Source organism: Martinezella sp. CNPSo 3732, assembly GCF_057784515.1.
Map to the genome: position 1 here is coordinate 66,704 of NZ_JBXSOO010000023.1, position 25,720 is coordinate 92,423.

The 25,720-nt window shown below is 60.1% G+C and carries 23 protein-coding genes; 3 read left to right on the forward strand and 20 right to left on the reverse strand.

Annotated features, from left to right (window positions below):
- From AC13RM_RS27500 to AC13RM_RS27580, 17 genes are all read right to left on the reverse strand, one after another.
- Entirely contained in the window at nucleotides 1-699 is a 699-nt protein-coding gene (locus AC13RM_RS27500; RefSeq protein ID WP_488555919.1) for an SDR family NAD(P)-dependent oxidoreductase, read from the reverse strand.
- 31 nt (nucleotides 700-730) lie between these two features.
- Nucleotides 731-1,213, reverse strand: coding sequence for a MarR family winged helix-turn-helix transcriptional regulator (locus AC13RM_RS27505; RefSeq protein WP_488555908.1), 483 nt, complete (start codon nucleotides 1,211-1,213; stop codon nucleotides 731-733).
- Between the two features lie 283 nt (nucleotides 1,214-1,496).
- A complete protein-coding gene (locus AC13RM_RS27510; protein WP_488555920.1) occupies nucleotides 1,497-3,140 on the reverse strand; it encodes an ABC transporter ATP-binding protein in 1,644 nt (547 codons plus the stop codon).
- 206 nt (nucleotides 3,141-3,346) lie between these two features.
- On the reverse strand, nucleotides 3,347-4,258 hold the full coding sequence (locus tag AC13RM_RS27515; protein ID WP_488555909.1) for an ABC transporter permease: 912 nt from the start codon (nucleotides 4,256-4,258) through the stop codon (nucleotides 3,347-3,349).
- A complete protein-coding gene (locus AC13RM_RS27520) occupies nucleotides 4,255-5,355 on the reverse strand; it encodes an ABC transporter permease (protein ID WP_488555910.1) in 1,101 nt (366 codons plus the stop codon). The genes AC13RM_RS27515 and AC13RM_RS27520 overlap by 4 nt, the downstream gene beginning before the upstream one ends.
- The gene (locus tag AC13RM_RS27525; RefSeq protein ID WP_488555911.1) at nucleotides 5,352-6,875 is read right to left on the reverse strand and encodes an ABC transporter ATP-binding protein; all 1,524 of its coding nucleotides are present in this window, start codon (nucleotides 6,873-6,875) and stop codon (nucleotides 5,352-5,354) included. The genes AC13RM_RS27520 and AC13RM_RS27525 overlap by 4 nt, the downstream gene beginning before the upstream one ends.
- A gap of 7 nt (nucleotides 6,876-6,882) precedes the next feature.
- Nucleotides 6,883-7,983: a BMP family ABC transporter substrate-binding protein gene (locus AC13RM_RS27530; protein ID WP_374819102.1), complete on the reverse strand. Its 1,101-nt coding sequence runs from the start codon at nucleotides 7,981-7,983 to the stop codon at nucleotides 6,883-6,885.
- Between the two features lie 21 nt (nucleotides 7,984-8,004).
- Complete coding sequence (locus tag AC13RM_RS27535) at nucleotides 8,005-9,384, reverse strand: amidohydrolase (RefSeq protein WP_374819104.1); 1,380 nt, start codon at nucleotides 9,382-9,384, stop codon at nucleotides 8,005-8,007.
- Nucleotides 9,385-9,388: 4 nt separating this feature from the next.
- A complete protein-coding gene (locus AC13RM_RS27540) occupies nucleotides 9,389-10,045 on the reverse strand; it encodes a glutathione S-transferase family protein (protein WP_374819106.1) in 657 nt (218 codons plus the stop codon).
- Nucleotides 10,042-10,887 (reverse strand): aromatic ring-hydroxylating oxygenase subunit alpha, encoded by an 846-nt coding sequence (locus AC13RM_RS27545; protein WP_374819108.1) that lies wholly within the window; start codon nucleotides 10,885-10,887, stop codon nucleotides 10,042-10,044. The genes AC13RM_RS27540 and AC13RM_RS27545 overlap by 4 nt, the downstream gene beginning before the upstream one ends.
- Complete coding sequence (locus AC13RM_RS27550; protein WP_374819110.1) at nucleotides 10,884-11,528, reverse strand: Rieske 2Fe-2S domain-containing protein; 645 nt, start codon at nucleotides 11,526-11,528, stop codon at nucleotides 10,884-10,886. Before AC13RM_RS27550 ends, AC13RM_RS27545 begins: the two co-directional genes overlap by 4 nt.
- A 138-nt stretch (nucleotides 11,529-11,666) precedes the next feature.
- The gene (locus tag AC13RM_RS27555) at nucleotides 11,667-11,951 is read right to left on the reverse strand and encodes an acylphosphatase (protein WP_113232924.1); all 285 of its coding nucleotides are present in this window, start codon (nucleotides 11,949-11,951) and stop codon (nucleotides 11,667-11,669) included.
- 121 nt (nucleotides 11,952-12,072) lie between these two features.
- Nucleotides 12,073-13,587, reverse strand: a complete 1,515-nt coding sequence (locus AC13RM_RS27560; RefSeq protein ID WP_374819113.1) for an ABC transporter substrate-binding protein — start codon at nucleotides 13,585-13,587, stop codon at nucleotides 12,073-12,075.
- 19 nt (nucleotides 13,588-13,606) lie between these two features.
- Nucleotides 13,607-15,310, reverse strand: coding sequence for a dipeptide ABC transporter ATP-binding protein (locus AC13RM_RS27565; protein ID WP_374819115.1), 1,704 nt, complete (start codon nucleotides 15,308-15,310; stop codon nucleotides 13,607-13,609).
- Nucleotides 15,307-16,158, reverse strand: a complete 852-nt coding sequence (locus AC13RM_RS27570; RefSeq protein ID WP_285171792.1) for an ABC transporter permease — start codon at nucleotides 16,156-16,158, stop codon at nucleotides 15,307-15,309. The genes AC13RM_RS27565 and AC13RM_RS27570 overlap by 4 nt, the downstream gene beginning before the upstream one ends.
- Nucleotides 16,155-17,093, reverse strand: coding sequence for an ABC transporter permease (locus tag AC13RM_RS27575; protein ID WP_374819117.1), 939 nt, complete (start codon nucleotides 17,091-17,093; stop codon nucleotides 16,155-16,157). Before AC13RM_RS27575 ends, AC13RM_RS27570 begins: the two co-directional genes overlap by 4 nt.
- Nucleotides 17,094-17,144: 51 nt before the next feature.
- Nucleotides 17,145-18,035 (reverse strand): proline iminopeptidase-family hydrolase, encoded by an 891-nt coding sequence (locus tag AC13RM_RS27580; protein ID WP_374819119.1) that lies wholly within the window; start codon nucleotides 18,033-18,035, stop codon nucleotides 17,145-17,147.
- 131 nt (nucleotides 18,036-18,166) lie between these two features.
- Here AC13RM_RS27580 and AC13RM_RS27585 point away from each other — a divergent pair, with 131 nt between their 5' ends.
- Both AC13RM_RS27585 and AC13RM_RS27590 read left to right on the forward strand, forming a co-directional pair.
- On the forward strand, nucleotides 18,167-18,949 hold the full coding sequence (locus AC13RM_RS27585) for a LuxR family transcriptional regulator (RefSeq protein ID WP_169645283.1): 783 nt from the start codon (nucleotides 18,167-18,169) through the stop codon (nucleotides 18,947-18,949).
- 54 nt (nucleotides 18,950-19,003) lie between these two features.
- Nucleotides 19,004-19,918, forward strand: coding sequence for a proline iminopeptidase-family hydrolase (locus tag AC13RM_RS27590; RefSeq protein ID WP_374819122.1), 915 nt, complete (start codon nucleotides 19,004-19,006; stop codon nucleotides 19,916-19,918).
- Between the two features lie 92 nt (nucleotides 19,919-20,010).
- Here the strand turns inward: AC13RM_RS27590 and AC13RM_RS27595 are convergent, their stop codons facing one another.
- Together AC13RM_RS27595 and AC13RM_RS27600 are read right to left on the reverse strand one after the other, a co-directional pair.
- Nucleotides 20,011-21,255: an amidohydrolase family protein gene (locus AC13RM_RS27595; protein ID WP_374819124.1), complete on the reverse strand. Its 1,245-nt coding sequence runs from the start codon at nucleotides 21,253-21,255 to the stop codon at nucleotides 20,011-20,013.
- A complete protein-coding gene (locus AC13RM_RS27600) occupies nucleotides 21,252-22,772 on the reverse strand; it encodes a gamma-glutamyltransferase family protein (RefSeq protein WP_374819363.1) in 1,521 nt (506 codons plus the stop codon). The genes AC13RM_RS27595 and AC13RM_RS27600 overlap by 4 nt, the downstream gene beginning before the upstream one ends.
- A 601-nt stretch (nucleotides 22,773-23,373) precedes the next feature.
- Here AC13RM_RS27600 and AC13RM_RS27605 point away from each other — a divergent pair.
- Nucleotides 23,374-24,327, forward strand: coding sequence for an NAD-dependent epimerase/dehydratase family protein (locus AC13RM_RS27605; protein WP_374819126.1), 954 nt, complete (start codon nucleotides 23,374-23,376; stop codon nucleotides 24,325-24,327).
- 22 nt (nucleotides 24,328-24,349) lie between these two features.
- Here the strand turns inward: AC13RM_RS27605 and AC13RM_RS27610 are convergent, their stop codons facing one another.
- Complete coding sequence (locus tag AC13RM_RS27610) at nucleotides 24,350-25,567, reverse strand: TIGR03862 family flavoprotein (RefSeq protein WP_488555912.1); 1,218 nt, start codon at nucleotides 25,565-25,567, stop codon at nucleotides 24,350-24,352.
- Nucleotides 25,568-25,720 lie beyond the last annotated feature (153 nt).

Sequence of the window (25,720 nt, forward strand, 5' to 3'; positions counted from 1 at the left end):
TCAGAAAGACTCCTCTAACTGGCAATTGATCGTAAATTCGGCAACGCTTGCCTCGTTCGGCAAATCCATCAGCATGGAAATGATGCGGGCGAGGTCGCGCGGATCGGTCATCTCGCTATCGGGCTTGCTCGTAAGCCCGCGCGCCATGTCGGTCGCGACGAAGCCGGGGCAGATGGCGGTAGCGCGGATGCCTAGGTCAAAGCCGGTGTGGCGTATGGCATGGGCCAGCGCGACCGCCGCGAATTTGGAGACGGCATAAAGGCCGGAGTTTGCGGATTTCACCCGCTTTCCCGAAAGCGAAGCGACGATGATGACCCGGCCGCGCCCGCTTGAAGCAAGGGCGCTCCATGCGGATTTTGCAAGTCTTCGGGGTGCCTTGACGTTCACCTCGAGCAGACCGTCGAGGTCGGCATCATCGGCTTCGATCACGCTCTTCGCGATGCCAATGCCGGCATTGGCGACGACCGCGTCGATGCGCCCGAAGGTGCGAAGCGTCTCTTCCGCCCAGCGATCGGATGCGTCCGCATCGACGGCATCATAGGCAAAGACGCCAACGCGCGCCGGGTCTGCCCATGCGGGCATTTCAGGACGGCGCATGCCGAGCGAGAGCCGCCATCCCTTGGCGGCAAGTTCCTCGGCGAGTGCTGCGCCGATCCCTCGGCTGGCACCGGATATCATTGCGACACGCTCGTCACTCATGCCCATGTCTGCTCTCCCATGGTTTGCCGGCTCACGATTGCGCCACGATGCGCCGGTAGGTCCGGCGCAGTATGTCGATCAGCAGCCTGTGTTCTTCGTCGGTGATGTCGGAAAAGAATTCGCGGGATTGCTTGGTGACGATGGCACGCACGCGTTTTGCCAGTTCGTGACCTTTTTCCGTGATGTAGAGTTCCTGGGCGCGGCTGTCGTCCGCCGACGTCTCGCGCGTAAGGAGATCATGTGCTTCCATCTGTTCGATCAGCCTGCCGGTCGCCGAGCGGTCTTTCAGGATGATTTGCGCGATGGTGGAAGGCCGGATTCCCGGATTGTCGTCGACCAGGAACAGGGTAGTGATCTTTCCCGTTCCGCGGGCGACGTCCAGACCTTCCAGCTTCTCGTCCAGATCGCGCGAGACGGCGAGATTGATGCTGCGGATATAAAAGCTCAGCGTATCCTCAAGGACATCGATATCGATATCCTTCACGGACGTTGGCGGGGTCTTGGTCGGCGGCATGGCTCGGAACCCTTGAAAGGTAACGAAACACCGTTCCCGCCACCTTCATGCCGTGGCAGGTTCATGATCGTCTGCGGCGGATCGTCGCTTGAAATCTCATGCTCATGAAAGGGCGGATAGTGGATAAATGCAACTATTTTTTCGCCCAATCAGATAAAAAATAATCAGCGCGGAAGACTGCCTGTTTCTCAGGCATCAATCGCCGCCGGCGCGTGCACGAATGGTGGTAATTAAGCAGAAGCGGGCCGCATTCGGCGCTGCCACGCCTCGTTCGATGGACGTTTCAGCCGACCGCTTCCCAGTCGCTGCCGGGTATGGCAGCCAGCAGGCTTTGGGTGTAGGCATGCGACGGCGCGCGGAAGATCTGCGAAGGCGGACCATATTCGACGATCTCGCCCTTGTACATGACGGCGACTTCGTCACAGATCTGACTGGCAACGCGTAGATCGTGGGTAATGAAGATCATCGCCACTTTGGTATCCAGCTGGATTTCCGCAAGAAGCTTGAGGATTTGCGCTTGGATCGAGACGTCGAGAGCGGAAACCGCCTCATCAGCCACGAGCAGCACGGGGTCGAACATCAAGGCACGGGCGATGCCGATGCGCTGGCGTTGGCCGCCGGAGAATTCATGGGGAAAGCGGTCGAAGGCGCCTTCGTCGAGGCCGACGCGCTTGAGAAGACGTAGCGCCTTCGCCTTGGCCTCATGCATCGGCAGGCCGTGCGCCATCGGTCCGACGGTGAGAATGCGGCCGATCGTATGGCGCGGGTTCAGTGAGGCGAAGGGGTCTTGAAAGATCATCTGGATATAGGGGCGCAATGGCCGGAAGTCATCGTCCGACAGCGGGGCGATATCGCGGCCATCAAAGAGAATCCGGCCGCTGTCCGAGCTCGAAAGCTTCAATAGGACGCGGCCGAGCGAGGATTTTCCGGAGCCGGATTCACCGACCACACCCAATGTGCGTCCCTTGCGAATCGAGAAGCTGACGTCGTTGACCGCCTGCACCGTCCGCGATTTCGACAGGAAGCCGCTTCCCGCTCGATAGGTCTTGTTGAGCTTATCGACTTCCAGCACCACGGGCGCTTCGGCAATGGTTTCGCGACCGGCGGTGGTCATGCGGGGAACGGCCGCGATAAGACGCTGCGTATAGGGATGAACAGGCGCATTCAGTACCTGCGCTGCCGGTCCCTGTTCGACGAGGTGACCCTTCTCCATGACGATCACCCTGTCGGCGATCTCGGCGACCACGCCGAAATCATGGGTGATGAACATGACGCTCATCTTCTTGCGCGCCTGTATCTTGCGGATCAATTCGAGGATCTGGGCCTGCGTCGTCACGTCCAATGCGGTGGTCGGTTCGTCGGCGATCAGCACGTCCGGATCGAGCGCCAGCGCCATGGCGATCATCACCCGCTGCCGCTGTCCGCCGGATAGCCGGAAGGGATATTGATGCTGGAGAAGATCCGGATCGGGCAGGCCGACTTCGCCGAGCAGTTCCTTCACCTTCTGCCGCCGGCTTTCCGGCGTGCCGATCTTGTGAGCATCGAGAACCTCGATGATCTGGTCGCCGATCGTCATCAGTGGATTGAGCGCCGAGAGCGGGTCCTGGAAAATGATCGAAACGGCCCGTCCCCTCAGGCTTCGAAGGGTGGCGTCGTCGGCGCTTACGAGATCCGTTCCCTTGAAGCGGATCGTGCCTGCCGTTACCTTTATGATGGATGGCAGCAGGCCCATGATCGCGTTCGCGGTCACCGATTTCCCCGACCCGGATTCACCGATGATGCAAAGGATCTCGCCTTGCATCAGGTCGAAGGAGATATCTTGCACTGCATGCACGCGTTCCATATTCTTCGGAAGGCTGACCGTCAGACCGCGTACCGAGAGTACGGGATCATTCGGCGGGACTCTATTTTGAGTATCGGATAGGATCACGGAAAGCCTCCTTGTTCTGAACCAGCGAACGCGCCCTCTCAGTGAGAGCTCATGAATTGTCAGAAGCAAGAAGAATGCCGGTATTGCTGCCCGTAAGGCAAGCGAAGGAAATTCATCGGGGGATTTTGCCGTCCATCACCCATGCTTCAAGCGACCAATCGCCGTGGCATGCGGATATGGAAGTTTCCGCCTATGGACATTCGCTAGCGTTCAAACGGTTCGCCGAGCGAGGCGACGCCATTGAGCTTCAAGAGGCGGCGATCTACGGAGATGACGCCAAGGACGATGATCGTCACGAGATAGGGCAGGCATGCAAGCAATTGCGAGGAAATTGCGAGCCCGCTGGCCTGCGCGGCGAGACCCATCAGCGATACCGCACCGAACAGGCAGGCGCCCAAGAAAATCCTGGATGTCAGCCAGGTCCCAAAGACAACGAGGGCAATGGCAATCCAGCCCCGCCCGGCGATCATGCCGTCCGCCCAGAGTGGCGTATAGATCGTCGAGGCATACGCACCGGCAAAGCCGGCCATCACGCCACCAAACGTAACTGCCGCTAAGCGGATCGAGACGATGGGATAGCCGATAGCATGCGCGGCTTTCGGATTTTCACCGACGGCGCGGAGGATAAGACCAACCTTGCTATAGGCAAACGTCGCCCATATGCCGATCGTCACGACAAGCGAGATCCAGACGACGATATCCTGACTGAAAAAGGCCCCGACGACCGGAATTTGCGAAAGCCCGGGAATTGCGATCTTTGGCAAGGTGGTAACGGTCAGGCTCTCATAACTCTTGCCAAACAGCGCGGAGAGGCCCTGGCCGAAAATGCCGAGGGCAAGACCGGCTGCAACCTGGTTTGCGTTGAAGCCCAGTGTGATACCGGCAAAAATCATGGAGAGGAGCGCACTTCCGAGACCTGCCGCAAGGAAGGCAAGAAGATGACCACCGCCATGATAAACGACAATGAACGCTATGACGGCGCCAACGGCCATCAAGCCCTCTACGCCGAGGTTCAAGACGCCCGCGCGCTCAGCGACAAGCTCGCCCAGAGCTGCCAGTAGAAACGGCGTTGCTGCTGCCAGCATGCCGGCAAGAATGAACTCGACGGCGCTCATGATGTGCTCCGGGCGGGTGTGGGGCGCCAGACGATGCGATAGCGCACGAAGGCGACGGCAATGAGATAGATGAGAAGCAGACTGCCCTGGAACACGCGGACGGCTGCAATCGGCAGATTGGCGGAGACCATGGCGTTATCGCCACCGATATAGAGCACTGCCATAATGATCGCGGAGATGACGATGCCGATTGGATTGAGGCCGCCAAGATAGGCAACGATGATTGCCGCATATCCATATCCGGTCGATATCGAACGCTGCAGCTGGCCAAGCGGTCCGGCAACTTCGGCGGCACCCGCAAGGCCGGCTGCCGCTCCGCCAATGATCAGCGACAGCCAGATTGCCCAGCTCTCTTTGAAACCGGAATAGCTCGCCGCCCGAGGAGCCAGTCCGCCGACCTGCAATTTATACCCGGCGAAGCTTTTCTGCATGAAGATCCACGCGGCGATCGACAGGCCGACAGCAAGGATAAGCGAGACATTGACGCGGGTTCCCTCGAACAGGATCGGCACCATTGCATCGTACTGGAACATGACCGACTGCGGGAAATTGAAGCCGCCCGGATCTTTCCATGGGCCGAGAAGAAGATAGTTGAGCAATTGCGCGGCAACGAAGCTCAGCATCAATGAGACGAGGATTTCATTGGCGTTGAACCTGACGCGCCAGAAGGCAGTGAGAGACGCCCACAAAGCGCCGCCGAGAGTGCCGAGCAGCAGCATTGCGGGCCACATCCATTGGCCCGTCGCCTGCGGCAGCCAGATGGGTATGGCGGAGGCGAAGATTGCGCCAAGAATGAATTGGCCTTCCGCGCCGATGTTGAAGACCTTGGCGCGAAAGCCGATTGCGAGACCCTGTGCGATCAGAAGTAGCGGACCGGTCTTCAGCAATACTTCCGAGAATGAAGCCCAGGAGATGAATGGTTCGATCAGCATGGCATAGATCACGGCCACCGGATCACGGCCCATCGCGATATAGAGACCGAGATTGAGCGCGATGGTGACGATGAGGGCGATCGGCGGCGCGAGCAGCTTTGCGGTAAACGAGGCTCGATCGCGGCGGATCAAGCTGGGGAGGATTGCAGAAAAGGAAAGGCTCATGCGGATACCTTTTCGCCTTGGGGCTGTACGCCGATCATGTATCGACCGATCTCCTCAGCTTTTGTATCGCGGGTGACGAGCGGCGGGCTCAGCCTACCGTGGTAAAGGACCTGGATGACGTCGCTGAGCTCGAACAATTCCTCGAGCTCTTCCGATATGACGAGAATTGCCATGCCCTGATTGCGCAGTTGGATCAGCCGCTTGCGAATGGCGGAAGCCGCGCCGACATCGACGCCCCAGGTTGGTTGCGCAAGAAACAGCAGTTTCGGCGCCAGCATGATTTCGCGGCCGACGATGAACTTCTGCAGGTTCCCCCCGGAAAGCGACCCGGCTTCGGCCTCCGGACCGCGCGTGCGCACGTCATAATCCCGGATGCACTCGTTTGCGAAATCCGTTGCCTTCGCTTTGTCGATGAAACCATGCCTGATGAGCTTCAAGGGATGGGCCGTCAGCAGGCTATTGAGCGTTAACGACATTTCGGGAACGGCGCCATGCCCGAGCCGGTCCTCCGGAACAAAGGCAAAGCCAAGCTTCCGGCGGCTGGCGGCGTCGAGGCTGCCGACATCCTGCCCCATCATGAAGATCTGATCGCGCTTGTCCCGCGGCAGTGGCGTTTCCCCTGAAATCAGCGCGGCCAGTTCCTTTTGTCCATTGCCGGAGATGCCGGCAAGGCCCAGAATCTCGCCGCTGCGCACGCTCAGGCTGATGGTGGAGAGCGGCACGCCGAAAGGATCGTCGGGTCGGTAATCGAGGCCAATGAGTTCCAGGCGCTTTTCGCCTTCAGCCATAGGCAATGCGGGGATTGCTTCCGGCATGTCGCGGCCGATCATCATGCGGGCGAGATCATGGGCATCGTGCTCGCGCGGATCCACATGCCCGGTCACACGGCCGGCACGCAGGATGGTGGCGCGGTCACACAGAGACTGGATTTCCTCCAGCTTGTGCGAGATGAAGAGGATCGAGACGCCGCCGTCGCGCAGCCGGCGCAGCGTCTCGAACAGCTTGCCGACGGCCTGCGGCGGCAGCACCGATGTCGGCTCGTCGAGAATCAGCAGCTTCGGATCGGTCATCAGGCACCGGATGATTTCCACCCGCTGCCGCTCGCCAACAGACAGTTCGTGCACATGGGCCAGCGGATCGACTTCAAGTCCGAATTCATCGCCAAGCGTGCGGATGCGCCGCGCAAGTTCGGCCTTGCGGCCCGAGACGATCAGGCGGATGTTTTCGACCACCGTCAGGCTCTCGAACAGCGAGAAGTGCTGAAAGACCATCCCGATGCCGGTACGCCTCGCCTCCGCGGGAGAGGCAAGGCTGAGAGGCTGCCCATGCCAGGCGATAGTCCCTTCGTCTGGTTGTTCGACGCCGTAGATCAGCTTCATCAGGGTCGATTTGCCGGCGCCGTTTTCTCCGAGGATGGCATGGATCGAGCCCTTGGCCACGTCCAGGTCGACATGCTTGTTAGCATGGACTTGGCCGTAGCTTTTGGAGATGCCGCGCAGCGAGAGCAGCAGAGTGGTCATGAGCGACTTACTTCGGCAAAGGCGTCTTCACACCTTTGACATGCCAGTCCATCGCGACGATCTGCGCATCCGTCAGTGTCGCGCCCGAAGCTGCTCCTTCACTGCCATCAGCCTTAGTGATCGGGCCGGTAAACGGCGAGAAGCTGCCGCTTGCGATCTTGCCTTCGGTCTCTTTGATCTTTGCCATGGTATCGGCCGGGATTGCCGGGCTCCAGTCGACGACTTCGACGACCTTCTCAGCGACGCCGAGAAAAGCGTTGGCGCCCTTGAAGGTGCCGGCCAGATGGGCATCTACCGATGCCTTGAAGAACGGCGACCAGTCCGTGGAGATACAGCCGAGATAGGTTTTCGGCGCATATTTCTTCATCGAGGAATTCAGGTTGAAGGCGTAGACACCGGCAGCCTCGCAGGCTGATATGACCGAAGGCGTATCCTGTGCGTTCGAGAAGATCACGTCGCAGCCTTGCGAGATCAAAGCCTTTGCCGCTTCCTGTTCCTTCGCCGGATCGAACCAGGAATTGACCCAGACGACCGATACTTCGATGTCGGGCTTCACGGCCTGTGCGCCAAGCGTAAAGGCGTTTACCGACGTGATCAGTTCGGGAATCGCGAAGGCGGACACGGAGCCGAGCTTACCCGTCTTGGAGACGGCGGCTGCCGCCATACCGAGTAGATAGGTTCCCTGAAAATATTTGGCGGCAAAGGGCGAGAAATTCGGTGCGACCTGGAAGCCGGAGGCATGCAGGACGCTAACCTTCGGATTGCGGCGAGCAACCTGAAGCGCGCCGTTCTGATAGCCGAACGAGCCGGCGATCAGGAAGTGGTTTCCATCGGCGACCGTCTTGTTCATGATGCGGTCCGCATCCGGACCTTCGGCAATGTTCTCGATCACGGTCACCTTGACCTTGTCGCCGTAGGCGGCCTTGATCGGATCAAGGCCGGCAGCTAGCGCGTGACCCCAGCCGACATCGCCGATCGGCGAGGGCACGACGAGCGTGATGCCGAGCGGTTCGTTTGCGGCAAAGGCAGAGCGGCCGGTAAAGGCCGTTGCGAGGCCTGCCACAGCCGCGCTCTTCATCAATGTTCTGCGGGTCAGATTCTTCTGCATCCCAGTTCCCCTTTTGGTTTTTCAGAATTCCACTGTTGCAAGTGTGGCCTCGGCCGCGGCAAACAGCGCGGCCTCGTCCAGTCCTGTGAATTCGCCGCCCTGCCAGACGATGCGTCCGTTGATCATGGTCAGATCGGTGGGCATGCCGATCCCGACCTTGGCAATCAGGCTCAGCGGGTCATGCCGCGTCCCGACATAGTCCATCCGTCGCGTATCGATCGCGAAAAGGTCGGCGGCCATTCCAGGGGCGAGACGCCCGATATCCGTACGCCCAAGCAGGCTTGCGCCTCCGCTTGTCGCATAGCGCAGAAAATCGAGCGGGGCCGGCACGGCATGCTGACGCGTCGAGGCCGTCAGGCACTGCAGCATATAGGCGGAATGGATGCAGTGCATGAGGTTAGAATTGTCGTTCGATGCCGCTCCATCGCAGCCGAGGCCGATGCGCAGGCCGAAGGCCTGCATCGCCGGAATATCCGTCACTTCGGCGCCGACGAGGTAGACCGGCTCCGGACAATGGGAGACGCCGGTGCCGCTTGCCGCCATCTTGCGCAACTCGTCATGCGTCAGTTCCCAGCAATGGGCGTAGAATGCATCAGGGCCGGCAAAGCCCAATTCGGTGCAGTAATCGACCGTGCGCATGCCGCGCCGCGCCTCGACAACAGGGCTTTCGCCTTCGCCGACATGCGTGTGCATCTGTACGCCGCGATCGCGCGCCAGCGCAACCGACTCGACGAAGGTTTCGCGATAGCAATTGACCGGTTGGCAAGGCGCGACCACCACCTGGCGCATGCTGAAGGGGCCGGCATCGTGATAGCCGTCGATCAGCCGCGCGCAATCGGCGATGAATTCATCCGTGGTTTCTAGCATGGCGTCCGGGATCGTCGACCCCTCGGATTTCGGCAGGGTGTTGCCGCCGCGGCCTGCATGAAAGCGCATGCCGAGAAGGTCGGCTGCCTCGAACTGGCGATCGATCAGGCGTTTTCCCGCATGGCGGGGAAAGCAATATTGATGGTCGAAGGCGGTGGTGCAGCCGTGCTTGATCATCTCGGCCATGGCGGTTACCGAGGAATGATAGAAGCAGTCCTCCGTCAGCCGAGAGAAGATCGGATAGATGCGGTCGAGCCATTCGATGACGGAAAGTTTCGTCCAGTCGAGGTCGGCCCGGTTGCGCACGAAACACTGAAAGAAGTGGTGATGGGTGTTGACGAGCCCCGGATAGACGAACCAGCCGGATGCGTCCTGGACGATCGTGCCCTCGGGCAGGGCATTCAGCAACAGGTTTTCGCCGATCGCCTGGATCGCCGGGCCGTTGGTGAGCAGGTCGACGTTTCGGCGTACGCTCGTTCCCTTGCCCTCATCGACGATCACAGCGGCGCAATTTTTCAGGAGATAGCCGGTCATTTCATCACGTCTCCGCTGCCGGGTGCGGATCGGGTTTCAGCTCGTGCAGGCGGTGAATGCCGGGCATTTCTATGAAACCGGGCAGGCTGCGGATGGCGCGCATCCAAAGCCGGATCAAGGGGTAGGGGTCAAGCGAGATGCCGCCGTCGGGCGCAAGCGCGACATAGGGAAAGCAGGCGATATCGGCGATCGTTGCCCGGCTTCCTGCGAGGAATTGCATGCCGCGCTCGCCCTGTTCGAAGAGGCCTGCTTCGAGCTCGCGCAGGGCAGCAACCCCTTGCGCCTGCAATGTCTTGATATCTCCTGGTCGCAGGAGCATTTCGTGGAGCCGCGCGCCCCCAAGATTGGCGGTCAGGCGATGCGAGAAGGAGAGCCATTGCTGCACGCGAGCCGTCTCCTGCGGCGAACCCTGCCCCAGCCATTCCGGCGCAGCATTGGCAGCGAGATAGGCAAGCATTGCCGAGGATTCCGTGAGCACGAGATCGCCATCTTCGAGGATCGGGATGGAGCCTGCCGGATTGAGCGCCAGAAGCTCCGGCCCGCGATGCTCCGCGCCTGGATGGAAGTCGACCGGCCGGATGTCGAGCTTGATGCCGAGGATCGCGGCCATCAGCCGTACCTTGTAGCAACTCGGCGATAGAACATAATCATAGAGCTTCATTGTGCGACCAACTGTGCGCCGTAGGTATAATTATGGCGCTTGAGCCATCGCCGGTAGGCGACCGAGGTGAGATCGGCCCTTGTCGGAATTTCCATGCCGGGATCGAGCGGAAGAAGCGCGGGTATCTGGTTCTCAAGGATCGAGCGATCCTGCAGGAAGATCGTCTGCTGAAAGTGGATGAGGTCCGTCATCGGCGTTTCATCATCGAAGAGCGCCATCCACGGCCACACGTCGCACACATCTTCTGCAAGCGGCTGAACGAACAAAGTGATGACGTCCCATTCGCCTGGTCGCGGCGGACATGTCTTGTAGAGGACGGAACAGGTCGGGGCTGGCACGCGGTACATGTATTCGGTGGTAATGCCGCCGGTCGCCGACTTGGCAGCCTGCGGCTGGTAGAATTTTACCTGTGTTGCCCAGACTTCATCGACGCCCTCGCGGATCTCGACCTTGTAGTTTTCGACCTCAGTATGCGGTTCCGCGCCGAGGATGTCGGTGTGGACAAAGGGAAAATGCGCGATATCGAGAAAGTTCTCCACGGCGCGAAGCGGCGAGCAGCGCACGCGGACCACGCCGACATCGACGAAGCGGCGACCCGGCTGGTCGGCCTCCGGAATGGCAAAAAGCTCCTTCTCCGGCGTTCCGAGGGAGGACCAGACATGGCCGTACTGGACGCGAATGGGGAGGGTTCTTCCTTCGGCGGTCGTCACGCGGGCATTGCCATCCTGATCGCGGGCGACCTCGATTGCCTCGCCCATCAACCAGGTCTTGTTTCCCTTCTCGCTGAGTTGGCTGAAGAGGCCGACCGGATACCATTCATCGATCATGGCGCCGCCTTTCATTCCGCGACCTCCCTATGGCGCTCTTCCGCCGCACGGCGGATGGATTCGACAATCCGGGACGCCGCAATGCGGTCTGCCGGGCTGCGATTCCTGTCGATCATGAGAAGAACGAGCGTACGCTTCTCCTGTGGCGCCAGAAGCAGCCCGATCCAGGGAGATTGAGGCAGGCGGGCCAGCCCTCTCGAGTCGACCTTCGCCCCTGCCGCGGCCTCGATTGCCGCGACATCCGCTTCTACGCTCAAAGAGCGTAACGGGACAAGCTCGTCGAACTGGGGTGGTTGCGTTGCTGGCTGCCCGACGGCAGCCCATAAGATACCGCCCGTTTCTTCGATCTGCTGGACGGCGACACGGATGGTTTCCGGGGGAAGCAGATCCGGATGAGCGGGAATGCGAATGCATCCGCCTGACAGCGAATAGCTCCATCCGTGATAGATGCACGACAGCGCTTCGCCACGGACGAAGCCATGCGACAATCTCATTCCACGATGCGGACAGCGATCGGAGGATGCGGTTGCGCGGCCCGATTGACTGCGCCATAGGGCAATCGGGCCAGCCGATGTCCAGGCCGGTATGACGGTTCCTGGTGGCAGATCGGAGGAAAGGGCGACTGGCGCCCAGGATCCGGCCCCATCAAATGGCATGGTCTCAACTCTCTAATTTCACCAATGGCTTAGCGCCGCTGGTCATAGGCAGGCACTGATGCCTGCATCCCCGTAGCGTTCAAAGATTTTGCATAAATAATTCGCATTGGCAACAATGATTAAATAAAAGGCAATAGATCAGGAATTCCTAAGATGCGATGTTTCCGGCCCGTTCATGACCCTGCGCTGAATCTCGTCTACCCAGACGTCGATCGGACCGAGTGAGCAGCCCATTTCTAGCATGTCGATCAGTTCCACAGGGCCGGTGACCTCAAGTTCGATCCGGTCCACATCGGAATGGAAAAACCTCTGCGAAAGCCCGAGCTTGTTGGCGTGACGCTGGATCCAGGGGACGAATGAGGCTGCGTTAAGGTCGCCCAGTATCGTCATGCGCTCCCGAAATTCACCTTGCGGCACGTGCATTCGCCAATGATCCTTGCCTTGCATCAACATGACAGAATAACCGCTTCGCGGGTTTGTGAAAGGGGTCATCTTACAAAGCTGTGCTCCGCTGTCCTTGTGGACAGCGGAGCTTGAGGCTGTGTCAATTCTTGACCGTATCTTCCAAGAAGAAGCGGCCGAGCGGGTTTTGATGGAAGTTATCGATGTTCTTGCGTGCAACGTTGATATAAGGGCTGTAGTAAAGGTCGATCCAGTTGACGTCGTCCTTTGCCATCTTCTGCAGGTCGATATACATCTGCTCGCGCTTCTTCGGATCCAGCTCCAGCCGCGCCTTGGCGACGAGATCCTTTACCGCATCATTCTTGTAGTTGGTCATGTAGTTGTTGTTGGAATCGTGACCGAGAACGAATGTCGTCTTCTGATCCGGGTCGAGAATATCGTTGGTCCAGTAGTTGACGGAAATGTCGTAGTCACCAGCGATGGTCATGTCCCATTCCTGGCTAGGGTCTACCTTCTGCAGGTTGGCTGTAATGCCGGCCTGGGCAAGCTGCTGCTGTACTAGGACGGCCGTCTGCTCATCCACCTCATCGCCGGCGCGAATGAGGTATTTTAACGTGAGATTGGAGACGCCGGCCGCCGAAAGCATCTGCTTGGCCTTTTCCGGATCGTAGGGGCGTTGCGGATTATCCGCATAGTAATACAAGGCGCCCTTGGGAATGTAGGAATTAGCGACTGTGCCCTGATGGAAGGTAACGGCATCGACGATCGCCTTTTTATCGATCGCCATGTCGAGAGCCTGGCGGACCTCCTTCTTGCCGAGGTCGCCATGGGCGTGGTTGATTAGCAGGTGATCCTCACGCGTGGACGGATCGATCAGCACGTTGAGGTTTGGGTCCTTTTTCAGCTCTTCGACGCGCGAGAACGGAACGAAAATGGCGGTATCGAGCTGGCCGGCCTGCACGTTCAGCATGCGGGTGTTGTCGTCCGGTACCGAAATCCATTCGACGCCGTCGAGCTTGACGCGGTCGGCCTGCCAGAAATTCGGGTTCTTCTTCAGGATGATGCGGTCGCCGCGGCGCCATTCTTCAACAGAGAAGGCGCCTGAGGCGATCGGCTTTTCCGCATAGGCATCCGGCCCCATCGATTCCATCCCGACCTTTGAAATCACCGACGCGTTCGGCAAGGCGAGCGTCGAAAGGAAAGGCGCTGAGGCGTGCTTGAGCTTGATCGTCAGCGTGTGCGGATCAGTCGCGACGGCGGTATCGATCACCTTGTATGAGTCGCTCCAGAGCGATGCCTTGTCGTCGCGGATGCGCAGCAGGCTGAAGGCTGCATCGTCGGCCGTCAGCGGTGACCCGTCAGAGAATTTCGCATCGCGGATCTTGAAGACATAGGTCAAGCCGTCATCCGAGGTCGTCCAGCTTTCCGCAAGACCCGGCTCCAGCTTCGTGCCCGTCTTGTCGACGCGCACAAGCACGTCGTAGACGTTCGAGAATACCCAGTTGTCGATATTCTGCGCGGTCTTGATCGGATCGAACGTCGTCGAATCCTCACGGCGGCCGATGGTCAGCACACCGGCCGCTTCCGCATAGCTCGCGCTCAGCGTCAGGCCGGCGAGAATGGCGGCAAGCCCGATTGTCTTCCATTTGTTGGTCATGAATTCGTTCCCTTCGTTGTTATCGCATGCGTTTGGCTGATTGGGTCTGCCCGGCCTGTGCCGCGTCGCGCTCGCTATGCAAGGGCTTGTCCGGATCGATATCGGGAATGGCTGCAATAAGCGCCGCGGTATAAGCATGCTTCGGGCGAGAGAAGATTTCCTGCGAGCGGCCTTCCTCGACGATCTCGCCGCGATACATCACGACCGTCCGCTCACAGAGGTCGCGCACAATGGCGAGATCGTGGGCGATGAAGATCAGCGTCAGGTTCATCCGGCGCGTCAGTTCACGGAAGAGATCGATGATCTGCGCCTGGATGGTGACATCGAGGGCAGCCACGCATTCGTCGGCGATGATAAGCTTCGGGTCGACCGCAAGCGCCCTTGCAATGCCGGCGCGCTGGCATTGGCCACCGCTCATGCTGCGCGGCTTGCGATCGGCGAATTCGCGCTCCAACCCGACGAGATCGAGCAATTCGCCGATGCGTGCGGGGATCTCAGCCTTTGCGATCTTGCCCTGGACTTTCAGCACCTCTGCAAGCGTCTGGCCGATCGTCAGGCGCGGGTTGAGCGCATTGAACGGATCCTGGAACACCATGGCGGTTTCGCGCCGGAGCCTTGCGAGGCCGGCGCTCTTCTGCTGGGTCAGATCGACACCGTCGAAAGTGACATGGCCCGAGGAAATCGAGGTGAGGCCGAGAATTGCACGGGCAAGCGTGCTCTTGCCGCTGCCGGATTCTCCCACGATGCCGATGGTTTCGCCCGGCATGACCTGCAGGCTCACGCCGGAAACGGCGCTGACCGTCTTTGCCCCGCTGCCCTTGAAGAAACCGCTGCCGACCCTGAAGTCGACACGAAGGTCATCGATTTCGAGAAGCGGCTTGGCTGACCTCTCCGGCCTTGTGGGTTCCGGCTGCGTCATCGCCGCTTCGTCAGGCAGGGAAGGGTGGCTGTTGATCAGATCGATCGTATAGGGATTTTCAGGCCGGCTGAGGATCATCCTTTTGGGACCCTGTTCAAGCAGCCGGCCGCCGCGCATGACGGCGATCCTGTCGCAGGTCTGGGCGACGATGCCGAGATCGTGGGTGATGAGGATGATTGAAAGCCCGCGCTTGTCGCGGATGTCAATCAGGAGCCGCAGGATCTGCGCCTGGATGGTGACGTCGAGCGCCGTCGTCGGCTCATCGGCGATCAGGATCTTCGGATTGCAGGAGAGTGCGACGCCGATCATGGCACGCTGCCGCATCCCACCGGAAAACTCGTGCGGATAGCTGTCATACTGTCTTTTGGGATCAGGAAAGCCGACCTGCTCCAGGATCTCGGTTGCGGCTGCGCGCGCCTCGCGCGTTTTGAGCCCCTGATGGTAGCGGATGCCTTCGGCGATCTGGTCGCCGATGCGCATGACGGGATCGAGATGGCTCGTCGGATTCTGGAAGATCATGCCGATCTCGCCGCCACGCACCTCAAGCATCTCGGCATCGCTGATTTCCGTGAGCTCCCGCCCTTGGAGCCGGATGGAGCCGCTTTCGATCTTCAGAAGCGACGAGGGTAGCAGCCGCACCAGCGAGCGGCACAGGAGGCTCTTGCCCGAGCCGCTCTCGCCGACGAGGCCAAGAATCTCGCCCTTGCCGAGATCGAGCGAAACGCCATCGATCAGCGTGCGTTCACCGCCGTCGAGATGGGCCTTGACCACGAGGTCTCGAACGGAGAGTAGGGGCTCGCTCATTCATGCACCCCCAGCAGCTCGCCGAGCGCGTCGCCCAGCATGCTGAAGCCGAAGGCGAGGCAGACGATGGAAAGGCCGGGAAACAGCGTGATCCACCACGCCGTGGTGATGAAGCTCTGGCCCTCTGCCACCATGACACCCCATTCGGCAAGCGGCGGCTGAACACCGAGGCCGAGATAGCTGACGGCCGCACCGCTCAGGAGCACCAGCACTGCATCTGACATCGAAAAGACGATCGAACCGGCAATGGCGTTCGGCAGCAGATGGCGAAACATGATGCGGGGACGGCTGAAGCCGAGGCTGACGGCCGCAACAGCATAATCGCTGCCTTTCAGCACCAGCATCTGCGCGCGGATGAGGCGGGCATAGGATACCCAACCCACGAGCGCCATGGCAATATAGAAGCTGCTCAGTCCCGGCCCAAGAATGGCGATGATCGACAGCATCAGCACGAGGAAGGGAAAGGCCAAGATGATATCGACGATGCGCATGAAGAGCGCGTCAATAATGCCGCCGAAAAAGCCGGCAATGGTGCCGACCGTCGTGCCGATCAGAAAGGGGAAAAGCACGCCGATGACGGCGATCTGCAGATCGATGCGCGCACCCCAGATGACGCGCGAAAGAATGTCGCGCCCGAAATTGTCCGTGCCGAACGGATGCAGGAACGAGGGCGCCTGCAGGCGCATGTCGGCATTCTGGAAGATTGGGTCATAGGGCGCGACAAGTGGCGCTGAAATCGCCAGAAGCAGGAAGAACAGAAGGATGCCGCCGCCGAGCGTCAGCGTCAGGTGCTTTCCCAAAAATCTGTTCCATCCGAGGAATGTGGTCGCTGTCGTGTCGATGCTCATAGTTTCACCCGAGGATCGACGGCGACTGTCACGATATCGGCGAAGAAGTTGACCAGCACCGTGGCGCAGGCAAACACCATCGCCACCCCCTGAACGACCATGTAGTCGCGCGAGAAGATGGCACGCACCAGCAGTTGCCCCATGCCGGGCAGGGCAAAGACGCTTTCGACGACCACCGTGCCGCCGATCAGCCAGCCGATGTTGACGGCGAGCAGATTGATTGAAGGCACCAGCGAGTTCGGCACCACATGCCGCCAGAAGACGATGCCCTCGGGCATGCCGCGGGCACGGGCTGCAGTCGCCACGTCCGATTTAAGCGATTCGATCATGGCTGCCCGCAGGCTGCGGGTCAGCACGGTCGAAAGCGACAGCGCAACGGTGAGAGCCGGCAGGATGAGATGGGCGATCTTCTCGCCGATCGTCGAGCCGTAGCCCGAGACCGGCAGGGCGCCGAGTTGGACGCTGAAGAGGATGATCAGCATCAACCCAAGCCAGAAGGGTGGAAAGCCGATGCCGAAGGTCGAGACGACGCGCACGATGTGATCCGGTGCGCGGCCGACATTGCGCGCGGCGATCGCCGACATCGGCACGGCAATCAGGATCGACAGGATGACGCTCGATACGACCAGTGCGATCGTCGGCTCGATCCGCGTCGAAATCAGCGGCAGCACGTCGATCTTGTAGAGGATCGATTTGCCCATCTCGCCATTGCCGAGGTTTTTGATGAAATAGAAATATTGCAGCCACATCGGCTGATCGAGGCCGTATTGCGCGCGGATGCTGGCAAGAGCGGCCGGCGTGGCGCGCGTACCGAGGATATTGCGCGCGGGATCGCCGGGAATGAGGCGGACCAGAACGAAGGTGATGACACTGATGCCGAAGAGGACGGGCAGGAATTGCAGCGGCCGTGTCAATACGAATCTATAGCGATGCATGGCGGCGATCGCCCCCTTGTCGTCGGTGGGATTGGATCACCTTAACTTGCATCAGCTTTCCCTATGCCGTGACAGGAAATCGAGGAGCGCCGGATAGTAATCCCACGGGTTCTCGTAGAAGGGCATGTGGCTGGCATTGGCGAAGACCTTGAGTTCGGCATCCTTCAAGGCAAGCTTCATCCTGAGTGCGCAGGCCGGCGTCAACTCATCATGTTCGCCCGCCGTGATCAGCACCGGCATGGCAAGTTTCGGAAGGTCCGGAATGCGGTTCCAGTCCTTGAGATTGCCGATGTAGAGAAATTCATTCGGCCCCTGCATCGTCTCGTAGGGCCCCATGTTCCAATCGTCGAGCGAACGGCGGACAGGTGCCGGCCATTCCGGCAGGCGGCAGACATGGCGATAGTTGAGGATGGTGACGGCTGCGAGATATTCGGGGTGGTTATAGGTGCCTTGCGCCTCGTGCTTCTGCATCATCGCGACAGTTTCCGGGCCGAGCGCCGCGCGCAGCCGCTCCAACTCCGAAATCAGATGCGGCATGTCGGCAACGGTATCTTCGAGGATCAGCGTCTTGAGGTTCTCGGGATAGGTCAGCGCATAGTCGATTGCCAGCCATCCGCCCCAGGAGTGGCCGAGCATATGGACCTTGCCGAGGCCGAGCGCCTTGCGGACAGTCTCGGTTTCCTCAACATAACGGCCGATGGTCCAGAGGCTCTTGTCTGTGGGACGGTCGGAGGCGCCGGTGCCGAGCTGGTCGAAGGCAACGACCCTGTACCCCTTGTCGATCAGGCAGGAATGAGCCTCGCGCAGATAATCGCAGGGCAGACCGGGGCCGCCGTTCAGGCAGAAGACCGTCTCAGGCCCGTTGCCAAAGCTGTAGGCGACCACCTTATAGCCAGCGACCTCGACGACATGCCGCGCCTCCGGCTCAATTTCACGCCACATTGACAACTCCGGCGAAAGATTCTGCTTGCTCAATATTTGAGCATGGCTAAATTTTTACCTTAAACCGCGCTCGGCACCAGCTATAAGAAGTGATAGGTTGGGAGGTCGCAGGCACAGACGGGAACCGCTGCATGTTCGATCAAATCGGAACCATCAGGCGCCAGTTCACCGCGCATCAGACGCTGGACGGCCGTATCGACCATATTTTCGAGGGCATGAAGGCAATCGGCTTCGAAGCTTTGATCTACGATTATTCGCCGGTTCCCTACGACCTCGACGGCAAGATCATGATCCCATCGCTTCTGAAGCTCAGGAACATCTCCGACGACATGTATGAATATTGGTTCGATCGCGGCTATTTCCGCATCGATCCGGTGCAGCAGGTGGCGCTACGGACTTCGGCGCCCTTCTTCTGGAATTATGATCCCGACGCCGATACGCTGATCAAGCGCTTCATGAGCGAGGACACGGTTCCCGTTGCGCGCTACCTGAGCGAGCGCGACATGTCGACGGGTGTCACGGTGCCGGTGCACATGCCGCGCGGCGATTACGCGACGGTCACGGGAATTCGCTTCGGTGCCAACAAGGAATTCGAGCGCGACGCCCTGCGCTATATCGCCGATTTCAACCTGCTTGCGCATGTCTTCCACGAGACGGCCTATTCGCTCTTCGACACCGCAGCCCTCAGTGTCGGCAAGATCCGGCTGACGGAACGCGAGAGGGAATGCCTGCGCTATTCCGCCGAGGGCTATTCCGCGAAGGAGATTTCGCGCATCATCGATCGCTCGGTGCCGACGGTCGTCATGCATTTGAACGCCGCGGCAAAGAAGCTGGGCGCCAAGAACCGCACGCAGGCGGTCGTCCGCGCCACGCATTATCGGCTGCTGGAAGCGCAACCATCCTATAACTTCTGATAGCTGCCGCACCCGTTTCGGCCGCGTTATGGTCTGGTCCATCGAAGCCTGAAGATGGAGAGACACGTGGCCGCAATCCCGATGCAGGAAGCATTTCTGCCCTTTCGCGAATACCGGACATGGTACCGCATCACCGGCTCGCTTGATTCCGGCAGGCTGCCGCTCGTCGTCGCCCATGGCGGGCCTGGCTGCACTCATGACTATGTCGACAGCTTCAAGGACATTGCCGAAATCGATGGCCGCGCCGTCATCCACTACGACCAGCTCGGCAACGGCAAGTCCACGCGACTGTCGGAGAAGGGGCCCGACTTCTGGACGCCGGCGCTTTTCCTGGATGAGCTGGACACGCTGCTGAGGCACCTCGGCATTCAGGATCGCTACGCCTTTCTCGGACAGTCCTGGGGCGGCATGCTGGGTGCCGAACATGCGGTGCGTCGACCGAAGGGGCTGAAGGCGCTGGTGATCGCCAATTCGCCGGCCAACATGCATACCTGGGTCGCGGAAGCGAACCGCCTTCGCGAGGAGCTGCCGCAGGAGGTGCAGGATACGTTATTGAAGCACGAACGCGCCGGCACGATCACCGATCCGGAATATATCAGCGCCTCGCGTGTCTTCTATGATCGCCATGTCTGCCGAGTCGTGCCCTGGCCGGAGGAGGTTGCCCGCACCTTCGCCACCATGGACGAGGACAATACCGTCTACCGCAACATGAACGGCCCGACCGAGTTTCGCGTCATCGGCACGATGAAGGACTGGACGATCGAAGACAGGCTTCCGCTCATCGAGGCGCCGACCTTGCTGATCTCGGGCAAATATGATGAGGCGACGCCTCTGGTGGTCAAGCCTTATGTCGATCGCGTCAAGGGTTGCGAGTGGGTGCTCTTCGAAAACTCCAGCCATATGCCGCATGTCGAAGAGAAGGATCTTTGCCTGAAGACGGTCTCCGAGTTCCTGGAGCGGTATGACTGATCTTTCGGTCTTAACGGCGTGTCAATTGCGATGCCCGCCTCGCTTCTTCCATCGTGGACCACTTCGGTCCCCGATGGAATGGCGCGGTCGCTCTAGATCGGTTTGTGGAGCATAGTGCGACCGTTGTCGAAGCTCTTGCGCCCCTTTTTCCAACCGGCAATCACACGGGCGATTTCGCGCACAGCTGCACTGGGGCCGGGGCTGTCGAGGAGCACGATCGTCGCCTCGCTGTCGACCTGCAGACGCGTGCTGCCGTCGAATTGGCCCGCTGCCATTCCGCTCACCATGTCGAAAACCAGGGCCATCTCGTCGTCACGCGAAAGCTGGGCGACGTTGGCGTAAAGATTAGCCATGCGGATGAGCGAAGCATCGCCATAGGGCGTGAAGGGATTAAGGACATTGTTGGTCGCGATTGATGTGGCGACCCCTTTCCCGGCGAGCAGATGGGCTGGCGCTACACCACGCGGAACCAAGCGGTCTTGACCGCGGCCCATCAGAAACAGATCGGTCGCCGGAAGCACCGATAAAGCGATCCCTGCTTTTGCCAGGTCGTCGGCAATAGCAAGAATCTGCGCGTGCGGGATGGCCGACAGATTGGTGACGTGGCCGATCGATACGCGACCTTGCCAACCATGACGGACCGTCGCGTCGATCACCTTGGGCAGATCGGTTCGATCCGGATCGAGACTGAAATCGAGATGAAAGTCGACCGCAACATTGTGCTTTGATGCCAATGCGAAAATCATGTCTACATGCCGGCCGGGAGAGGGATCCGTATAAGGACAGCCGCCCACCAGATCCGCACCATCGGCAAGTGCTGCGTCGAGCATGTCGTATGTTTGCTGCTCGTTCGTGAGCCCATCCTGGGCGAAGGCACAGATTTCGATATCGACCGCGAAAGCATAATCCCTGCGGATACGCTTGATTGCCTCAAAAGAGCGGAAGCCCGCGCGCGGGTCGATTTCGACGAAGGTTCGCATCCGCGTCGTGCCGTGGGAAATCGCCCTCTCGACGACGCGTGCCGCGCGCGAATAAACATCGGCTTCTTCAAAGCTCGCCTTGGCTTTGGCGACTTCCCGTACTGCCTCGGCAAGCGTCCCCTCGCAAATCGTGCAGCGATCGAGAATGCAGGCCTTGTCGAGATGAATGTGGGTATCGACAAATCCGCCAAAGGCGAAGCTTCCTCCGCCGTCGACGTCCGATACCGCGTCGCACCGAATGCAAGGTTCTATGGCTGCGATCCGGTCACCCCGCACGCCAATGTCGACGAAATTGCCATCTTCCTCGATGCGGACATTTCGGATGATGAGATCGAATTGTTGATCGCTGGCGCTCACAGCAGGATCGCGCCTCCGTCGCTCCGCGGATCATGCGCGCCGTCGATCGCCCCGTCTTCGCCGATGCGGATCACGCCGGCTTGGCCGCCAAGTGGACTGAGTGCATCGATGGTGGAGATCTCATGTCCCATGGCGGCCAGCGCGGAGACCAATTCGGCACCGATATTCTCCTCGATCTTCAGGCTGTCGCGGCTGTCCGAGAATGTACGGCCGAGCAAAAAGCGCGGGCGTACGAGGGCGGCAGCGGGATCAAGGCCGTGATCGATCAGCAGGCTGAGCAGCAGCGATAGCGTCTGCGGCTGGCCGTCCGCCCCTTGCGTCCCATAGACCAGATGCGGGCGCCCGTTCTTTAGCGCAAGGCCCGGATTAAGGGTATAGAAAGGACGCTTTCCCGGTTGGATGCAATTGGGATTTACCGGATCGCTGCTGAAAGCCGCCCCCCTGTTTTGCCAGAGGAGGCCGGTGTCGCCGATCACCACGCCACTGCCCCAGTCGAAATAGAGGCTTTGGAGCAGGGAGGCGCATCGTCCATTGGCATCCACGGCCGCAAGCAGCGCCGTATCGCCGTGTCGATAGTCTTGCGGCCATGGCAAGGCCCATGCCGGATCGATCGCGGCAGCCTTGGCCACGAGGCGATCCGGATCGAGAAGGTGTTTCGAGACATCAGCGGCGAAGCGAGGATCGGCGATTGCGTGCCGGTCGAGGAACGCCTGTTTCACGGCTTCGACCAGCGCATGATAATAGGCTGGGCTGTGGGGTGAGAAATCCGCCATCGGCAGATGGTCGAGCACACCCATGATGCCGAGGGTGGTTATGCCTTGGGTCGGCGGCGGCGGAGCAAGAAGTATCGTGTCGCGATATGCCTGCTGGAGGGGAGCGACAATATCGGTGCGCGTGGCGGCGAGATCGGCGGCGGAGAGCGGAGAACCGACCTCGGCAAGCCCGCTCGCAATTCGCCGGGCCAGCGCGCCCTCGTAGAATTCGCGGGCGCCATGACGAGCTATGGCCTCGAGCGTCCGGGCCAAAGCGGGCTGGTGCTGGAGGCCGCCGCACCGAAAGAGCCCGGTGAAGCCGGGCCAGCCCTTCAGTTCATCCCGCCTGAATTCATACCAGAAGGCTTGCGACTTGCTGACTTCGAAGCCGCCTTCCGCCAGTGCGATGGCGTCGTCAAGAAGGGCTGGCAGTCGCTCCGTGCCGCCCCAAGTGTCGGCGGAATGGGTAAGCACTTTCTCCCAGCTATCCACGAGGCAGGCCGTCGTCAGCGTAGAGGCTGCGCCCCGCAAAGGTATGTCTCCACGCGGAATGTCTGCCGCCGCCTGCCCGATGCCGAGGAAAGTCTGTGCATTGCCTGTTTCGTCCGCTACCAGCCAGACCGCGTCGCCGCCGAGCCCGCAGAAATGGGGATAGGTGACCGATAGAGCAGCTCCCGCCGCAACCAATGCCTCAATCGCATTGCCGCCGCGCCTGAGCACTTTCGCGCCTGCTTCGCTGGCCTGCCAATGCGGTGTCGCAATCATGGCGCGGGACGATGGCGAATTGGTTTGAGCGGTCTGTCTGGTGAAGGGAGTCATGAAATCGGCAGTCGCACCGATGGCGATGATGTGTTGTTCGGCATGGGAAAATCCTGGCGGCATGGTCTGGAAAACCAGACATGCAATACCGATGCCATAAGGCGCAGTAGCTGCACGAGCATAATTTAAGCTATTGTATTCATGGAGAATAAATCAGCTCCTCGTCGTCAAGGCGGCAAAGATGCCAAAGGCCGATCTTGCGCCCATAGCTCGGCGAGTGCCTAGGAATTCGCATACTCATGTATTGGTGATCGAAAAAGTGGCGGGTCCCCGATGCGATCCGGAAGATACCGCTGCCATTGGATGACGCGTTGGGTCGTTTTCGAGTGCCACCCGCAATCTCGCTCGCAGCGCCTTACACCGCTGTATGCGTCAAAGTGACGTTCGGATGCCTCCGTCACCGCCTCCTGCAATAAGACGATGAAGAATGACTTTTTCAGCCATGAGAAGGGATGACAAAGTCGTCTGCTCTCCTATTCTCACGGAGCAGATCATTTCTTGGACATCGGCAGCCGCCGATTTCGATTCTGACCGTTGGGAGGACAACATGACGCGCACGGTGATTATCGGTGCAACGGGCCATATCGGCACCTATCTCGTGCCGCGGCTCGTGGAAGCGGGGCATGAGGTCGTGGCGATCAGCCGTGGCCAGGCAAAACCCTATTCGCCGAACAAAGCGTGGAATGATGTGGAGATGCGGGCGATGGATCGCGCCGCCATGGAGAAAGAAGGCAGCTTCGGCCCGGCCATCCGCGCGTTGAAGCCGGATATTGTCGTCGACATGATCTGCTTCACGCTCGATAGCGCAAGGCATTTGACCGAGGCACTCACCGATCATGTCGGCCATTTCCTGCATACGGGCACGATCTGGACGCATGGATTTTCGACCGTCGTTCCGACGCCGGAAGAGGCGCCAAAGCGGCCCTTCGGCGATTATGGCACCCAGAAAGCTGCGATCGAAGCGCATTTGCTTGAGGAGGCGCGCCGCAGGGGATTCCCCGCAACCCTGATCCATCCCGGCCATATCGTCGGTCCAGGCTGGGAGCCTCTTAATCCCGCCGGGCATTTCAACTTGTCGGCGTTTTCGACCTTGGCGCGCGGTGAAACCTTCGTCCTGCCGAATTTCGGCCTGGAGACAGTCCACCACGTTCATGCCGACGATGTCGCGCAAATGTTCATGGGCGCCATCGCCAATTGGCGGGCCTCGACGGGAGAGGCTTTTCATGCGGTTTCAGGCGGTGCGTTGACGCTCAGAGGTTATGCAGAGGCCATGTCGCGCTGGTTCGGACATGAGCCGAAGCTGGAATTCCTGCCCTATGGGGCATGGGCCGAAGGTCAGTCGGCGGAAGATGCGCAGGCTACCTGGGAGCATATTGCCAGAAGCCCGAATTGCTCGATTGCGAAGGCTGAAAGGCTGCTTGGCTACCGGCCTCGCTACACCTCGTTGCAGGCTGTTCAGGAAGCGGTTGCCTGGCTGATGGAGAGGGGCCGGATCGGCTAAAGCTAGGGCGTGCCGGCTTGGATCAACTGGCCTTGAGCCAGGAATCCATGCCTTTTGCCGCTGCATGCCCGGTCGCAAAACAGGCTGTCAGAAGATAGCCGCCGGTCGGCGCTTCCCAATCGATCATCTCTCCGGCGACGAACATGCCGGGGAGCTTCTTCAGCATGTATCTTTCGTCGAGCTCATCCCAACGAATGCCGCCGGCAGACGAGATGGCCTCGGCAATGGGTCTCGGCCTCAGCAACGGAATCGGCAAAGCCTTGATCAGGCCGGCAAGCGCTTCCGGATGCGAGAGAACGGCGGGTTCGGCAAGCTCGCGCAAAAGACCCGCCTTGACGCCCTCGATGCCGGCGCCCTTGCGCAGGCGATTGGAGAAACTGGCCTTGGGATCCTGCCGCGCCAGATCGCGCGCCAAACGCTCCTCATTGCGTCCGGGCGCCAGATCGACAATGAGCGAGGCCTCGCCCATTTTTGCCAACCGGTCGCGTAACGAGGCTGCATGCGCATAGACCAGACTGCCCTCGATTCCTGTTTTTGAGATGACGAATTCGCCGGGAAAAATTCCGGCTTCCGATGCTGCCGTCACGGCTTTGAGGGGTTCGCCGGCAAAGCGCTCGCTGAAGGTCGCACTCCAGGTGACATCGAAACCGCAATTGGCTGGCTGGAAGGCGGCGATGTCGATCCCTTTATCGCGCAGCCGGCTGACCCATGCCGCGTCCGATCCGAGCCGGGCATAGCTTGCACCGCCGAGCGCGAGCAGAACGGCGTCATGGCGCACGAGCCTGTGCCCGTTTGGTGTTTCGAAGACCAGACTGTCGTCCTCGAAGCCGCACCAGCGGTGCCGCGTCAGAATGCTGACGCCGCGAGCCTCCAGTCGCTCCAGCCAGGCGCGCAGCAGCGGTGATGCCTTCATGACTTTCGGGAAGACGCGGCCGGAAGAGCCGGTGAAGGTTTCCGTTCCCAGGCCTTGCGCCCAGGCTCTCACGTCATCAGGCTGGAAATCGTCGAGCGCTGCACGCAATCGGGACGAGGAAGAGCCGAAGCGGGTGGCAAAAACACCGTAGTCTTCCGAATGCGTGATGTTGAGGCCGGATTTTCCCGCCAGCAGAAACTTGCGCGCCACCGTCGGCATGCTGTCATAGATCGCGATGCGATGGCCGAGCAGGGACAAGGTTTCTGCCGCCATCAACCCGGCCGGGCCGCCGCCGATGATTGCGATTTGGTTTCTGGTCGTGCTCATCCGATGCCGCTTGCTATTGTTGTCTAAGGCCGGATAGGGGCCGAACGCAAGATTGTCGCCGTCCTAGTCCAATCTCACTGTTGTTCAGACGGGTTACGGCAGCGCTGGAAATTCCACGTTTCTTGTCCGTATCCTTCGCCATATTCACATTTA